We start from the raw sequence: 14,695 nt of genomic DNA on the forward strand, positions 1-14,695 counted from the left end.
GCGCAATCCAGCTCCAAGAAACGCTAGTTTAGGCGAACTGATAGGTAAGCCAGAAAGAGAAGCTGTACTCAAAAAATGAAACAAACTAATTATAGATTAAATTCTGACGAAAACCTGTTATCATTTGTTAACAACAGATTAATGTATTATACTTGTATGCATAAAGGATGTGGCATCATCTCTTTATACAATAGACAAATGAGAAACCGCAGACAACCACTGAAAAGTGGTTTTTTTGTTCGATGTGAGCGTCAGTCTGTTACGACCTAGCGGTCATAAAAAAGGAGCAAACCGAATGGTTTACTCCTTTTTTTAACGACTTGTTTCATATAATGTAAGGTAGTCCACTACCGTTAGCTTGCGAACAAGTTGCTCAATTAAATCGATTGGTATCGTGTTGACATTAGTGAAACGAATGCAACTTTTACCAATATTGAGCTTTGTTGGCATCACCTTCGCGTATTCGCTTACGAACCAGTCAAATAGAGCGGTATCGAGTGTTAACCCTAAATGATAGATGGCGATGTGCTGTTTTTGTACGCCAAGACTAATAAAGGGTAATGGCGTGTTTGGCGAAACATGATATCCAGCTGGGTAGCGATCGAGTGGCACAACAAAGGTAGGCATGTTGTACTGCATGACGCATTCAAAACCTACCGGTATTGCTTGGGTCACACGGTCAAACAGATGTTGAAAAGCTGGGCGCCGTTTGTCATCAATCGACGCCAAATAGTCAGTGATTGACATGCTTCATTCCTCGTTTCATTCGTTACTCAGTGATTTTGATTGTTTTAATTGTAATGTCTTTTTCGGGACGATCACCAGTTGCTGTTTTAGTTTCAGCAATTTTATCGACGATATCTAAGCCTTCAATTGTTTGACCAAAAACAGTGTATGACCCATCTAACGAAGGGACACCTTTTAGTTTTTTATAGGCTTCAACCACATTGTCAGCATACGAAACATTTTGGTTTTGGATATCAGTATCAGCTAAAAAGCTATTTTGAACGATGTAAAACTGTGAGCCGTTTGTATCAGCACCGGCATTGGCCATAGCTAATGCCCCACGGAAGTGATAGAGGTTATTAGAAATTTCATTTTTAAATGGTTTCCCCCAAATACTTTCGCCACCAGTTCCATCACCTTTAGGGTCACCTGATTGAATCATGAAGTTATCGATAACACGGTGGAATAAGACGCCATCGTAGTAACCTTCTTTCGCATGGGTGATAAAGTTTTCAACTGCCTTTGGTGCTTCTTTCGGGAATAGTTTAATTTTCACTGTTCCTTCAGACGTTTCGATTGTTGCAACAGGTTCACCTTTGGCAACTTTGGTATCCAGTTGCACTAAGTTTGGTTTGGCCTCTTTTTCGGTTTTTGCAGTTGATTCAGCTGTGTCTTTTTCTGTTTTTGAGCCACAGGCAGCGAGTGCTGTTAAAGCTAAACAGAGTGTTAATAAGAGTACGATTTTTTTCATTGTTGAATCCTCCTTCAGTAATAAGTTAATTTTAGCATATCTCTTGATTTGAGATACACTAATAACTGTCCTAAAGTCGCTTCTTTTTTGAAATAATTTCTTGTTTATCATTTTTTTACAAAAGCGGAAAGGGGCTTCTATTAAAAGAGCGCTTAATTTGCTATAATCAAGAAGACAGAAAGCCTGTTCGTTATGCTTTAGCAAGCGCTTATGCTAACAGGTTAACTATAGAGGAGAGTGACTATGCGTATTTTATTTATTGGTGATGTTGTGGGTTCATTAGGGAGAGATATGATTTCAACTTACTTACCCTTGTTGAAACAAAAACATAAACCAAATGTAACAATTGTTAATGGCGAGAACGCAGCAAGTGGGCGTGGAATTACTGAAAAGATTTACAAAAAATTCATGACTGATGGGGCACAAATGATTACGATGGGGAACCATACATGGGATAATCGTGACATTTTAGAGTTTATCGATGAGGCTAAATGCCTCATTCGTCCGGCTAACTTCCCTGAAGGAACACCCGGTAAAGGACTTGCCTATGTGCGCTACAACGACATTGAGGTTGCGGTTATTAATTTACAAGGCCGGACTTTTTTAGCAGACTTAGACGACCCGTTTCGAAAAGCCGATGAACTTATTGCTGAAGCACGGGAACGTACCGATCTAATCTTCGTTGATTTTCATGCTGAAACAACGAGTGAAAAGGAAGCGATGGGTTTTTACTTGGATGGCCGTGTTTCTGCCATTGTCGGTACACATACCCATGTACAAACAGCCGATGAACGTATTTTACCACGTGGCACAGCTTACATTACCGATGTTGGTATGACTGGGCCATACGATGCTTGTCTTGGAATGAATAAAGAAGCGGTCATTAGTCGCTTTTTAACGCAGATGCCGACACGCTTCGAGGTACCAAAAGAAGGACGTACGACTTTGAGTGGCACTTTGGTCGATATCGATCAAAAAACAGGGTTAGCGAAACGGATTGAGCGTATCGTCATTAATGAAGATCATCCGTTTCGACCTGAATAGGAGGTAGCGTATGTTTTCAGAAGAAGATATTCTCAACAAAACAGCTGAACTGACTGCAGCGATACAACGTACAGAAGAAGTGGCTTTTTATCGTGAAGTCGAAAAACAGATTGAAAACAATCAAAAAATCGCCACTCGTATTGCAAGCATTAAAGCGTTGCAAAAAGAAGTGGTTAACTTAGAACATTATAAAAAAGTGAATGCTGCAAAGGCAATCAATGATGAAATTGATGCCATTCAAGCGAGCATCAACGAATTACCGATTGTACAGCAATTCCGTCAATCACAGGTGGATGTTAATGAATTGCTGCAATTGATGATGCGGAACATGACACTAGCAGTGAATAACGAAATGGAAGAACCGACTAACCGATAAAGGAGAGGACAGAAATGGCATATACACCGATGATTCAACAATATCTTAAAATAAAAGAGCAGCATCAAGACGCCTTTCTTTTTTTCCGGTTAGGTGACTTTTATGAGATGTTCTTTGAGGATGCCACGAAGGCTTCGCAATTGTTAGAAATCACGTTAACAGCACGTGATGGTGGTGACCAGGGCAAAATCCCTATGTGTGGTGTGCCTTACCATGCGGTACAAGGTTACATCGATCGTTTGGTCAACAAAGGCTATAAAATCGCCTTATGTGAACAGGTGGAAGATCCGAAGCTAACAAAAGGGATGGTTAAGCGTGAGGTTGTTCAAGTTATCTCGCAAGGGACGTTAATGGCCCGCAACGGTCTTAATGAAAAAGAAAATAATTATTTAGCTGCGATCGTGCACCATCCTTCTAATCAGTACGGCCTAGCTTATTGTGATTTATCGACAGGTGAAATGGCAACAACTTATTTTGAAGTGGACGACCAAAAGCTATTGAATGAGTTGAGTACGATACATGCGACTGAAGTCATTGTCGCACGGTCAACCGACGAAGGTCTCCTTGAACAAATTCGTCTCCAGTTAAACGCGATGATTTCACATAATGATAGTGTCACCTGTGGTACATCGCACCATAAATTATTTGGCGAAACAATTAACGATGTTGAACTGCAGGCAGTTTCACGGCTGTTAAGTTATTTGGATGAAACACAAAAGCGTGATTTGAGTCATTTGCAACCGGCGACGCATTATGAGCTGAACCGCTTCATGAAGATTGATTATTATTCGAAACGCAACCTCGAAATTACCGATTCAATCCGCGGTAAAGGACGTCAAGGGACCTTACTCTGGTTACTTGATGAAACTGAGACAGCAATGGGCGGGCGAATGTTAAAACAATGGCTTGATCGTCCACTGATTGACCGAGCTAAAATTGAGCAACGCCAAGATAATGTCGCTGCTTTCATTCAGTTCTTCTTTGAACGTCAAGAATTGCAAACAGCTTTAAAACAAGTGTATGACCTCGAACGCCTCAGTGGGCGGGTTGCTTATGGCAATGTTAATGCGCGCGATTTGGTACAATTACGTCAATCGTTGCAACAAGTCCCAGCTATTAAAGCGGTCCTCGCTAAAATGGCAGATGCGAACTTGCAACAGCTCGGAGAACAGCTTGACCCAGTGGCCGACTTACGCGATTTACTCGAGCAAGCGGTCGTTGACACGCCACCGGTAACGATTAAAGACGGTGGCATGATACGTCAAGGGTATAACGAGACACTCGATGTCTATCAAGACGCGATGCATAATGGTAAATCATGGCTCGCTGCCCTCGAGCAGCAAGAACGTGAAGTAACCGGCATCAAAAACCTAAAGATTGGGTATAACCGTGTGTTTGGTTACTACATCGAAATTACACGCTCCCATTTGGCAAATGTCCCCGAGGAACGCTATGAACGCAAACAGACGTTATCGAACGCCGAACGTTTTATTACACCCGAACTGAAAGAAAAGGAACGGATTATTTTGGAGGCGGAAGAAAAGAGTCTCGCCTTGGAGTACAGTTTATTTGTTGAACTGCGTGAAACGGTGAAAGCCTTTATCGAACCGTTACAAGCCTTAGCGAAGGGTATAAGTGAAATCGATGTGCTTCAAAGTTTTGCAACGGTCAGCGAGGCACAGCAATTTGTGCGACCGACTTTTTCAAACAATCGTGAAATGCATGTTGAAGCGGGTCGGCACCCTGTCGTTGAGAAGGTATTAGGTCATCAAAGTTATGTCGCCAATGACTGTTTAATGAACAATGAGCGCCAACTGTTATTGATTACCGGACCTAACATGTCTGGTAAGAGTACGTATATGCGCCAAATCGCTTTAATGGCCATTTTAGCTCAGGTTGGTTGCCAAGTGCCAGCCACGGCGGCTGTGTTACCGATTTTTGACCAAGTCTTTACGCGAATAGGGGCGGCCGATGATTTAATCTCAGGCCAAAGTACCTTTATGGTCGAAATGCTTGAAGCCAATAATGCGATTCAAAACGCAACGGCTGACAGTTTGATTTTGTTCGATGAGATTGGACGAGGCACAGCAACCTATGACGGGATGGCCTTGGCTCAAGCGATGATTGAATACATCGATGAGCACGTCCATGCTAAAACGCTCTTTTCAACACATTACCATGAACTAACAGCCCTTTCTGATCGGTTAGCAGCACTGTATAACGTGCACGTAGCAGCAATCGAAGAAGCGGGTAAGGTTGTGTTCTTGCATAAAATAGAAGAAGGCCCTGCTGATCAAAGTTATGGTATTCATGTGGCGCGGTTAGCAAATTTACCGACCACCTTAATCGAGCGGGCGGATACGATTTTACATGAGCTTGAACAAAAGGATCAACTTGTCACACCTTCAGCAGCTCCAACTGCCATACCATTGGCTGAAAAAGCCCCACTTTATGTTGAAGATGAAACGCAGCTGTCGTTCTTTAGCGTGACGGAACCACAACCTGAACCAACTCCACCGATAGAAGCGAAGCTACGCGCTAAAATCAATGGTCTCGATTTATTGACGATGACACCGATGGAAGCAATGATGGCATTGTATCAATTGCAAAAAGAGTTTAAGTAGAACACCTTGGCGTTTATGTTGACGCTGTCTACAAGCTGAACAGTACCTTCTCTCATGAGTTGGTACTGTTTTTACGTATAGTTAGAGCCGCGTCGATTCGGTTTGACTTTTGATGGCACACAGGCCATAGAGTAAGGCGCAGCCAATTAAGACATAAAACAGCAGCGCAGTCTGATATTGATAAATACTGAGGCCGACGACCGGACCGACAAAAAAGGCGAGCTGAGCTGCCAACGTCGTAAAGGCAAAGTAGCTTGTTTTTAGTTCGGGTGGACCTAAGCGCGCATTGAGACTTAGCAAACGGGGAGTGCCTAAAAGGGCCGCTAGAGCTAAGACAATCCCGACGATGATGACGGCAAAAGAACGATTGCTCCAATAAAACAAGGCGATTCCGCAGGCATACAGGAGCTAATCTAACAATAGCAGTCGGGTGGTACTCACTTTTTTGAGCCACATGATAAAGAGCGGTTGTAAGCAAACCGTCGTTAAGGTCATGGTTGTTAAAAAAACGGCTAATTGTGCCACGGCAGCAGCACCAAACAACTGTTTAAGATGAAGGGCGAAACTTGATTCAAACTGTACACCAATAAAAGCTGTGAAGAAGAAGACACCAAATAAGTACCGGGCTGCCTTATCGGTTAAATTGGTACGCATATCGCTGAAAAATTGTAACCGTCGTTTTTCGTCAGTTGCTGTGCTCTTCGTAGCGGGCACGGCAATCCGTACAATCACGGCTAAAATGAGTAATCCGAGGCTGAAACAATAAAACGGTAAGGCGGATGAACCGGCACCAAGGATGACCCCAAGCAACGGGCCTAAGGCACTTGCGATACAGGCAACCCAATAATGGAGGCCCATCACATCGTTCAATTGCTCGTCGGTGGCGTACTTCGTTAAAGTGGCCATCACTAACGGATTGTAAATCGCCCACCCAATGCCAGCGAGTACAAGGGCGAAAATTAGCAACTGATAGGAATGAACTTGCACAACGAGAAGATAACCGCACATGGGGAATAGAAGGGCTACGATTGTGGCCCAACGGACGGAGAGATGATCAATCACATTGGCTGAAAATAAAATCACGCACAGTTGTACGAGTGGTGACAACATCAATAAGAACGCAACCTCGGTGGTCGTATAGCGCTGTGTGTTGAGTAAAAAGAGCAATAAAAAGGGGAGGGCCGCAAAACGGAGTAAGGTCACACTGAAAGAAATGGCTAAATAGAGGTAAATCATTTTGGCATACGCAGGGAAACGCCATTGCATGTTGATTCCTTCTTTCTTTTTAGTATATAAATAATTGTTGGGAAATTTAAGTTTCTTTATTTACCAATTACAATAGAAGTTATAGGATTAATATGTCAGAAATGTGTGGAGGTGATAAAAAAGCAACGTTTGCTTTTTTGTGTCTTTAATTTCATCGTTGTTCACTACACTCACTTGCACAAATCAATAAAAGAGCTTATTCTAAAAGAAAGAATTGTGTCTCAAGGGGGAACAACGAATGAATCGTATCGAACAATTACCAGATATACTATCTAATCAAATAGCAGCTGGAGAAGTGGTTGAGCGACCGGCATCGGTCGTTAAAGAGCTCGTTGAAAATGCGATTGATGCCCACGCGAGCGTAATCGATGTTTTAATCGAAGAAGCGGGGCTCAAATGCATCACCATAATTGATAACGGTAATGGCATTGAAGCCGACGACGTCTCGCTCGCTTTTTCTCGGCATGCGACGAGTAAAATTCGTACGAAAGCCGACTTGTTTCGGATTGGTACGCTTGGTTTTAGAGGTGAGGCCTTACCGAGTATTGCCTCGGTTGCTGAACTTGAGTTAACGACTTCAACTGGTGCAGTTGGCACACATGTTGTCATCAAAGGTGGTGTTGAGGAAGTTCATGAATCGGCCTCAGCGCGTAAAGGTACAGAAATCAAGGTGGCAAACTTGTTTTATAATACACCCGCTCGTTTGAAATACATTAAGAGCCTACCGACAGAGCTTGGTCATATTACTGATATAATCAACCGCCTTGCTTTGTCGCATCCGACGATTTCATTTCGACTCGTCAATGATGGCAAGTCCATCATTCGGACGGTTGGTAACGGCAATTTAAAACAGGTCATCTCGCAAATCTATGGGTTAGCAATTGCCCAAAAAGCTAAGCCGCTTAAAATTAGTACGAACGATTTTGACATTCAAGGCTATCTCGTGTTGCCGGAAATCAGCCGGGCCTCACGTCAGTACATATCAACAATCGTCAATGGACGCTATATCAAAAATTATGCGCTCCATAAAGCGATACAAGAGGGTTACCATACGCTGTTACCGATTGGACGCTATCCGATTGCAGTCTTGCAAATTGAGATGGACCCGTTAATTGTTGATGTTAATGTGCATCCTTCGAAGCTAGAAGTGCGTTTAAGCAAAGAAAAAGAGCTCGGGCAAGTAATTAGTCGTGCGATTAAAGACCTCTTTAAGACAGAACGATTAATACCAGCTGGTCCAGAGAGCAAGCAACAATCACAGGTTAAACCTGTCAATGATCAAGCGCGCTTTAATTTTGATGCGATTAGCGGTACAACCCGTCAGTATCAGCCAGAAGGACTAGCAATGGCACCATTACATGAGGAACCATTATCGCAAGAAAAACCGCTGACCGATGACTTAAACGCTCTTTTAGAACAAACAATTCAATATGGCGATGAACCAATTGAAACAGACGTGACTGAACAGGGGGCAACAGCCGCAACATTACGTGCGCCACGGATGGCAAAACTTTACCCGATTGGGCAGATGCATGCAACATACATCCTTGCTCAAAACGAAGAAGGTTTGTTTATTATTGATCAGCATGCGGCCCAAGAACGGATGAAGTACGATTACTTCCGCGTCAAAATTGGCGAAGTGGCACATACTGCTCAAAGTTTGTTAATCCCGCTCGTGCTCGACTATCCGATGGATGAAGCGGTCCGTCTCCAAGAGGTGCTCCCTCGAATTCGTGAGATTGGCATTGAGATTGAGGCGTTTGGCCAAGGGAGCTTTGTCGTGCGCTCATACCCAACGTGGTTCCCAAGTGATGACGTTGAGGAGATTATTAGGGACATCGTTGAAGATGCGCTTGCTCATCCGAAGGTCGATGTTGCCAAGTTTCGTGAGAAAACAGCGATTATGATGAGCTGTAAAAAGTCGATAAAAGCGAACCATTATTTAAACACAGAAGATATGCAACGACTGCTTGACGACCTCCGTTATGCCGATGATCCCTTTACTTGCCCACATGGACGTCCGGTCGTCATTAAATACTCCGTGTACGAGATGGAGAAAATGTTTAAGCGGATTATGTAAGCAACAAGCAGGCTTACCCCTCGCTTACATTAGCAATTTAATTGAACACACACAAAAGCAACGCCAAAGACGAGTATGTCTAGGCGTTGCTCTTTAATTAGGATAAAGCTGAAACTTTTGTGTCGATAAAATAAGCGAGGAGTTGTGTATCGGGTGTTAATTCTGGGTGAAAGGCACAGGCGATAAGATGAGTCGTCTCAATCGCGACAATTTTATCATCATAGCGAGCCATAATCTGTACGTCGGGACCAACTGTTTCATAATAAGGCGCTCGGATAAAGACCGCTGGGACTGTTCGTTCACCGTTGCCTAGCTGTAAGGTCACCTTTGTTTCAAAGCTAGCAATTTGACGACCAAAACCATTCCGAACGACCTTAGCCTCGAGTTGGCTAGCGCTGAAGCGGCTTAAGATAATCATTCCTGCACAGGTGGCAAACACAGGCCGTTGCTGTTTGAGCCACTGTGTTACAACGGGCATGAATCCTCTCGTTTCAAGCAAATGGTAAATCGTCGTGCTTTCGCCTCCAGGGAGAATCAGAGCATCAATGTGTGCGAGTTGATCTGGTTTAGTCACAGCGATGGGCTGATGACCTAAATGGTCAATCTGGCTAAGGTGTTCACTCACTGCTCCTTGTAAGGCGAGTACGCCTATCCGTTTCATTTAGACGCCTCTTTCTTGCATGCGGTCTGCAGCAGCGAGCTGACGGATATCAATCCCTTTTAGCGGTTCACCTAAGTTTTTCGACAGTTCAGCGATGAGGGGATAATCCGTATAATGCGTCGTTGCTTGTACGATTGCTGTGGCAAACTGGAGTGGGTTTTCTGATTTAAAAATACCGGAACCAACAAAAACACCATCCGCGCCAAGTGACATCATTAAGGCGGCATCGGCTGGAGTAGCTACACCTCCGGCGGCAAAGTTAACAACAGGCAGTTTTCCCGTCGCATGAATGGCTTGAACTAACTCATAAGGAGCAGCAATATCACGAGCAAAGACCATCAGTTCATCAGCTGGTAAGGTCGTTAGCGTCGCCATTTCTTTGTGAAGTTGACGAAGATGACGTACAGCTTCGACGATGTTGCCGGTTCCGGGTTCGCCTTTCGTTCGTAACATTGAAGCCCCTTCACCAATCCGTCGCAAGGCTTCACCTAAATTACGACAACCGCAAACGAATGGCACTGTGTAGTCCGTTTTCAAGAGGTGGTATTCTTCGTCAGCAGGAGTTAGCACCTCGGATTCATCGATGTAATCCACTCCGAGTGCTTCAAGAACATGAGCTTCCGCGCTATGTCCAATCCGCGCTTTTGCCATGACGGGAATAGAGACCGCCGCCATAACTTCGGCTACAATGCCTGGGTCTGCCATCCGTGCGACACCACCGGCTGCCCGAATATCAGAGGGAACGCGTTCCAATGCCATTACCGCAACTGCGCCTGCTTGTTCGGCAATCCGGGCTTGCTCGGCATTGATGACATCCATAATGACACCGCCTTTTTGCATCTGTGCCATTCCTCGCTTAACCGTTACTGAACCAATTGTCTTTGTCATGTTATAGCCTCCTTTAATTGTGTTACCCTTAATGATAGCGAAGCATCCCCAAACAGCAACAACCAATTACAGTCCAATTGAACCACCCACTTTTGGGATTGAATCTGTCAGTTGCGTATGCTAAGGTAGTGATATTCATGCAAGGTGGGAGGGGCTAAACGATGTGGCAATTAGAATCGTCATCACACTTACCAAAGTACCAACAAATCATGCAACTGATTGAGCAAAAGTTACAGCAAGGTGCATTACAACCAGGAGAACGTCTCCCGACTGAACGTGGGCTAGCAATAGAACTCAATGTCAATCGTTCAACGGTGAAACGAGCCTTTTCCGAGTTAGTTGCCCATGGGATGATAACAGCACGCCACGGCAGTGGTTATTATCTTTCGTCCGCCCTCAGTCCGCAGATGTACCAGCCACAGACCAATTGGCGGCATTACATGCAACAGAGCCAGTTCTTACCGATAGAACCATACTTTGAGCAACTGCGCCTTCAAAAACAAACGAACAAGCAAGTGACTGACTTTGCATCAGGTGATTTACCATTGCGCTTAACACCTCATATTGATCTACCACCATTGTCGTGGCCAACGATAATCGCTGAGGAACAACAGGCCGACCCCACTGGCTATGCCCCGCTAAAAGCTTTGATAGCAAATTTGTTTGCTATCCGATCAACACAGCCAGTCAAGCCGGAACAATTGTTAATTACGTCAGGGTCTCAGCAGGCACTGTATTTAATCACCCAATGTTTGTTGAGTCCTGGCGATGCGATTGCGGTCGAAGCACCATCATATTTATATTCGTTAGCCTTGTTTAAAGGAGCTGGCATCCGCATTTATCCGTTACCGATGGCACAGTGTCATAATTGGCAACCACAGCTCGAGGCTCTCTATAAAAAGCATCGCATTAAGATGGTATTCGTTAATCCGATGTACCAAAATCCGACCGGAAATATTTTGTCACAACAGGGGAGAGAAGCGCTCGTAAAAACGTGTAGCCAGTTACACATTCCGATTGTGGAAGATGATCCATATGGTCTATTAACACCGGAACAAGCACCGCTCTATCAGTTGGCGCCTGAAAATGTTATTTATATCGGTTCATTATCGAAAACAGCTGGTTCGACGACGCGGATTGGATGGCTTTGCGCACCACCTACAGTCATTCACCGGTTAGCGACAGCCCGGAGTGAAATGGAATTTGGCCTCGGTATCTTGCCACAAGTAATGGCGCATCATCTCATGAGTAGTCCGACGTTTGCAAATCACTTGCAGACGTTAGCATTGACGATGCAGGAGGCACAGCAACAGTTTCAAACGCAGTTACGTGAACAGTTCGGAAACACAATCGCGTTCAACCCAACTCAAGGCGGCTACCACTTATGGGTGAAGCAGCGCTTTTGTACGAAACCTGCACAATATCATCGCTTGTTACAGTCAGGGGTATTGTTGATGCCAGGAACACTCTTCGGTGGTGCAGCAACTGAAGCCCGTCTTAGTGTTATCAATCAAGAAACAAGTGATAATGCTGAAGCGGTGAGGCGCTTAAAGCAGGCATTCTTTGCCATGAGAGCGTCGTCTTCTGCTATAATAGAAGGGCAAGAGACACTAAGAGACGGAGGCTAAATAATGAACAAAGCATTACTCGTCATCGATTATACGAATGACTTCGTTGCGAACGATGGCGCCTTAACCTGCGGACAACCCGGACAGGAGATTGAAGAAACAATTCTCAACCTCCTTGAAACCTTTGCCGTTAATCGTGATGATATTATCATGGCAGTGGATAGTCACATAGAGCACGATGACTATCATCCTGAAGCGACACTTTTTCCCGCCCATAATATCAACGGGACGGCGGGAAGAGACTTATATCGGTCGATCAAAAACTGGTACGAGGCTCATCGATTGAACGCAACGGTCACATGGCTTGATAAAACACGTTATAGTGCCTTTGTAGGAACGACACTTGATCTTTATTTGAGAGCGCGTAACATCCGTGAATTGCATTTGGTTGGTGTGTGTACCGATATCTGTGTGCTGCATACAGCCGTTTCAGCCTATAATCTAGGTTACAAATTGGTGATTCATGAAGCGGGCGTTGCTAGTTTCAACCAAACAGGGCATCAGTGGGCGCTAAATCATTTTAAAAATAGTTTAGGTGCGGAAGTTCGTTAGTCAATTAAAATCGCAAATAGATACGTTTAAAACCGAAAACACCCGTTCACAATGCGCGAGTGTTTTTTAAATCAATCGTAAAAGAGCCTGTTTTTTGCTATACTATTGTTAACTGTAATTAGCTAATAGTTCAAAGGAGGTTGATTGCAATGCTAAAGCTTACACGTCAACAACTACGCCAAGCGTTGTTTCGCCAGTTATATTGCCCCCAATCCACACAAACGGTTAAGCAGTATTTAAACGCACATCCGTTGAAAAGAACAAAGATGGGTGGTGTGTTACAACAGGAACAGCTATTTTTATTAAATCGACTACCCAAGTATCGTCCGGAGCAGTTATATCGCTTATACGAGCAACAGCTCGTGTTTGACTATACGATGTCCTCTGGTAGTTTTATTTTTAGTCAAGCCCACGCGTCTTATTTAATTCCCTTCAAAACCGCCTTCGCTCAAAATAACCTAGCACAGTTAAACGCCCAAGAAACACGTATTATTAAACAATTATTCCAACAGCAGCCAACGATGGATTTAACTGCGATCCAAACAATTATCCATCAACGCTATCCCATTACCGGTCATCGGTTTCCGTTGCAACAAACACTAGAAACCCTCATACGAAGCGGTTATCTGCACCAATTCCACCCCCACGCACAAACATTGCGCTATCGCTTGACCACTGTAAAACATTTTCAAAGTAATGAACAACTCATAAAAGATGCCTATCACTTTTTGATAAAAGAAACATTTTTACGAAACGGTGCATTAACACTTTCAACCATCCCAGCATACTTTGGGCTCAACCCGCTTTTAACCCAAAAATATGTAGCAACACTTATAAAGGAACGGGTACTCCGACTTGTGGAGTTAACAGGGGAGGGCGTCCGCTATGTCCATACGTCACTTTATGAGCAACTGAAGCGACCTTATAATCCAGCAATGTGTGTTACGATTGTACCGCTGACAGATATACAGCCTCACAGCGGATGCTCCAACGACTGTTTCTGTCTCGTTAACGGCAATATCGTAGGTACAAAAAGATACACGTATAATCTAAAAACAAAAAAAATCGAAACGAAAACAACTTATTATGTTGCCATTTCGCAAGCGTTGACTAAGGAAATCAATCAGCAAAGTGAACGAATAGCCTATCATTTAGGGAGAACGATTAGCGCCTGATAAATCGGGTTAATAAGCGCGGTTTAAAAACTTGATTTTTTAAAGCGCTTTCATTATGATTAGATTGTAGGAAAAACAATACAACGTCTAAACAGTAGCTGGCTCTTTCTACACGAGTTCCTCGATTTGTTACGATAACTAGCAGTCGCCGAACTCAATACATTATCCAAGGAGGAATTACAATGATTGAGGGAATTAAAGTGTTTGCAGATGGGGCAGAGTTAGATAAAATGGTTGCTTCTTATGAAGCAAAAGAAGTAAGTGGTTTTACAACGAACCCAAGCTTGATGAAAAAAGCGGGCATTAGTGATTATAATGAGTTTGCCAAAGCTGCGGTAGCCGCTATTCCAGATATGCCTCTATCATTCGAAGTATTTGCGGATGATTTTGAAACAATGGAACAAGAAGCACGTAAAATAGCAACATTTGGCGATAATGTATATGTGAAAATTCCGATTACGAATACAAAAGGGGAGTCAGCGATTCCACTGATTGAAAAATTATCAGCAGAGGGTGTTAGTCTTAATGTCACCGCTTTATTAACATTAGAACAAGTACGTGCAACCGTTGATGCATTGACACCAGGCACTAAAAATATTGTCTCGGTCTTCGCTGGTCGAGTAGCAGATGTGGGTGTCGATCCAACTGATCTAATGATTAAATCATTAGCAATTTGCAAAGAAAAACCGGGGGCAGAGTTATTATGGGCCAGTACCCGTGAGTTATTTAATATTATTCAAGCGAAGGAGCTTGGTGTTGATATCATTACCGTGCCACCTGCCATCATTGGGAAAATCAAAGACATTGGCAAAGACCTAAATCAAGTATCATTAGATACGGTGATTGGCTTTAATAACGATATTAAAACGTTAGGATATTCAATTTTATAAACGTAAAAAAACCTTAACAACAGCTATCCCTCTT

Annotated in this window: 14 protein-coding genes; 8 read left to right on the forward strand and 6 right to left on the reverse strand. The window is 43.6% G+C overall.

All coding sequences use genetic code 11. The features are described 5' to 3' along the window. Window positions 1-312: 312 nt before the first annotated feature. Both ACJYYY_RS06005 and ACJYYY_RS06010 read right to left on the reverse strand, forming a co-directional pair. Entirely contained in the window at window positions 313-747 is a 435-nt protein-coding gene (locus ACJYYY_RS06005; protein WP_035312751.1) for a DUF1801 domain-containing protein, read from the reverse strand. 22 nt (window positions 748-769) lie between these two features. After that, window positions 770-1,477, reverse strand: a complete 708-nt coding sequence (locus tag ACJYYY_RS06010; RefSeq protein WP_035312750.1) for a peptidylprolyl isomerase — start codon at window positions 1,475-1,477, stop codon at window positions 770-772. Window positions 1,478-1,720: 243 nt separating this feature from the next. Here ACJYYY_RS06010 and ACJYYY_RS06015 point away from each other — a divergent pair, with 243 nt between their 5' ends. From ACJYYY_RS06015 to mutS, 3 genes are read left to right on the forward strand one after another with little or no spacing between them, the layout of a single operon-like run. Next, window positions 1,721-2,521, forward strand: coding sequence for a TIGR00282 family metallophosphoesterase (locus ACJYYY_RS06015; protein ID WP_035312749.1), 801 nt, complete (start codon window positions 1,721-1,723; stop codon window positions 2,519-2,521). Window positions 2,522-2,531: 10 nt separating this feature from the next. Beyond that, entirely contained in the window at window positions 2,532-2,897 is a 366-nt protein-coding gene (locus ACJYYY_RS06020) for a RicAFT regulatory complex protein RicA family protein (protein WP_035312748.1), read from the forward strand. Window positions 2,898-2,911: 14 nt separating this feature from the next. Next, on the forward strand, window positions 2,912-5,521 hold the full coding sequence (gene mutS, locus ACJYYY_RS06025; protein ID WP_408868709.1) for a DNA mismatch repair protein MutS: 2,610 nt from the start codon (window positions 2,912-2,914) through the stop codon (window positions 5,519-5,521). An 81-nt stretch (window positions 5,522-5,602) separates the two neighbouring features. Here mutS and ACJYYY_RS06030 read toward each other — a convergent pair whose 3' ends face one another. Beyond that, entirely contained in the window at window positions 5,603-5,905 is a 303-nt protein-coding gene (locus tag ACJYYY_RS06030; protein ID WP_035312747.1) for a hypothetical protein, read from the reverse strand. 24 nt (window positions 5,906-5,929) lie between these two features. After that, window positions 5,930-6,787, reverse strand: a complete 858-nt coding sequence (locus ACJYYY_RS06035; protein WP_035312746.1) for an MFS transporter — start codon at window positions 6,785-6,787, stop codon at window positions 5,930-5,932. Between the two features lie 238 nt (window positions 6,788-7,025). Between ACJYYY_RS06035 and mutL the strand changes: the two genes are divergently transcribed. Then, window positions 7,026-8,867, forward strand: a complete 1,842-nt coding sequence (gene mutL, locus ACJYYY_RS06040; RefSeq protein ID WP_035312745.1) for a DNA mismatch repair endonuclease MutL — start codon at window positions 7,026-7,028, stop codon at window positions 8,865-8,867. A gap of 97 nt (window positions 8,868-8,964) precedes the next feature. On the opposite strand, the gene pdxT is transcribed toward mutL, so the two are convergent. Then, window positions 8,965-9,528, reverse strand: a complete 564-nt coding sequence (gene pdxT, locus ACJYYY_RS06045) for a pyridoxal 5'-phosphate synthase glutaminase subunit PdxT (RefSeq protein WP_035312744.1) — start codon at window positions 9,526-9,528, stop codon at window positions 8,965-8,967. Further along, a complete protein-coding gene (gene pdxS / locus ACJYYY_RS06050; protein WP_035312743.1) occupies window positions 9,529-10,416 on the reverse strand; it encodes a pyridoxal 5'-phosphate synthase lyase subunit PdxS in 888 nt (295 codons plus the stop codon). Between the two features lie 161 nt (window positions 10,417-10,577). On the opposite strand from pdxS, the gene ACJYYY_RS06055 reads away from it, so the two are divergent. The 4 genes from ACJYYY_RS06055 (at window position 10,578) to ACJYYY_RS06070 (ending at window position 14,661) form a co-directional block, all read left to right on the forward strand. After that, window positions 10,578-12,044 (forward strand): PLP-dependent aminotransferase family protein, encoded by a 1,467-nt coding sequence (locus ACJYYY_RS06055; protein WP_051456748.1) that lies wholly within the window; start codon window positions 10,578-10,580, stop codon window positions 12,042-12,044. Between the two features lie 3 nt (window positions 12,045-12,047). Then, window positions 12,048-12,596 carry a cysteine hydrolase family protein gene (locus tag ACJYYY_RS06060; RefSeq protein WP_035312742.1) on the forward strand — a complete coding sequence of 183 codons (549 nt, stop codon included), beginning with the start codon at window positions 12,048-12,050 and terminating at the stop codon, window positions 12,594-12,596. Window positions 12,597-12,745: 149 nt separating this feature from the next. Further along, entirely contained in the window at window positions 12,746-13,771 is a 1,026-nt protein-coding gene (locus ACJYYY_RS06065) for a DNA glycosylase AlkZ-like family protein (protein ID WP_408868710.1), read from the forward strand. A gap of 182 nt (window positions 13,772-13,953) precedes the next feature. Continuing rightward, window positions 13,954-14,661 carry a transaldolase gene (locus ACJYYY_RS06070; protein WP_035312740.1) on the forward strand — a complete coding sequence of 236 codons (708 nt, stop codon included), beginning with the start codon at window positions 13,954-13,956 and terminating at the stop codon, window positions 14,659-14,661. Window positions 14,662-14,695 lie beyond the last annotated feature (34 nt).

It is taken from the genome of Brochothrix campestris (assembly GCF_046058945.1).
Taxonomy (GTDB): Bacteria; Bacillota; Bacilli; order Lactobacillales; family Listeriaceae; genus Brochothrix; species Brochothrix campestris.

What these genes read in the sequence shown, in the direction of transcription:
- mutL (WP_035312745.1), top strand. Translation starts at nt 7,026, where the DNA reads ATGAATCGTATCGAACAATTACCAGATATACTATCTAATCAAATAGCA.
- pdxS (WP_035312743.1), bottom strand. Translation starts at nt 10,416, where the DNA reads ATGACAAAGACAATTGGTTCAGTAACGGTTAAGCGAGGAATGGCACAG.
- ACJYYY_RS06015 (WP_035312749.1), top strand. Translation starts at nt 1,721, where the DNA reads ATGCGTATTTTATTTATTGGTGATGTTGTGGGTTCATTAGGGAGAGAT.
- ACJYYY_RS06020 (WP_035312748.1), top strand. Translation starts at nt 2,532, where the DNA reads ATGTTTTCAGAAGAAGATATTCTCAACAAAACAGCTGAACTGACTGCA.
- mutS (WP_408868709.1), top strand. Translation starts at nt 2,912, where the DNA reads ATGGCATATACACCGATGATTCAACAATATCTTAAAATAAAAGAGCAG.
- ACJYYY_RS06035 (WP_035312746.1), bottom strand. Translation starts at nt 6,787, where the DNA reads ATGCAATGGCGTTTCCCTGCGTATGCCAAAATGATTTACCTCTATTTA.
- ACJYYY_RS06070 (WP_035312740.1), top strand. Translation starts at nt 13,954, where the DNA reads ATGATTGAGGGAATTAAAGTGTTTGCAGATGGGGCAGAGTTAGATAAA.
- ACJYYY_RS06005 (WP_035312751.1), bottom strand. Translation starts at nt 747, where the DNA reads ATGTCAATCACTGACTATTTGGCGTCGATTGATGACAAACGGCGCCCA.
- ACJYYY_RS06055 (WP_051456748.1), top strand. Translation starts at nt 10,578, where the DNA reads ATGTGGCAATTAGAATCGTCATCACACTTACCAAAGTACCAACAAATC.
- ACJYYY_RS06060 (WP_035312742.1), top strand. Translation starts at nt 12,048, where the DNA reads ATGAACAAAGCATTACTCGTCATCGATTATACGAATGACTTCGTTGCG.
- ACJYYY_RS06065 (WP_408868710.1), top strand. Translation starts at nt 12,746, where the DNA reads ATGCTAAAGCTTACACGTCAACAACTACGCCAAGCGTTGTTTCGCCAG.
- pdxT (WP_035312744.1), bottom strand. Translation starts at nt 9,528, where the DNA reads ATGAAACGGATAGGCGTACTCGCCTTACAAGGAGCAGTGAGTGAACAC.
- ACJYYY_RS06010 (WP_035312750.1), bottom strand. Translation starts at nt 1,477, where the DNA reads ATGAAAAAAATCGTACTCTTATTAACACTCTGTTTAGCTTTAACAGCA.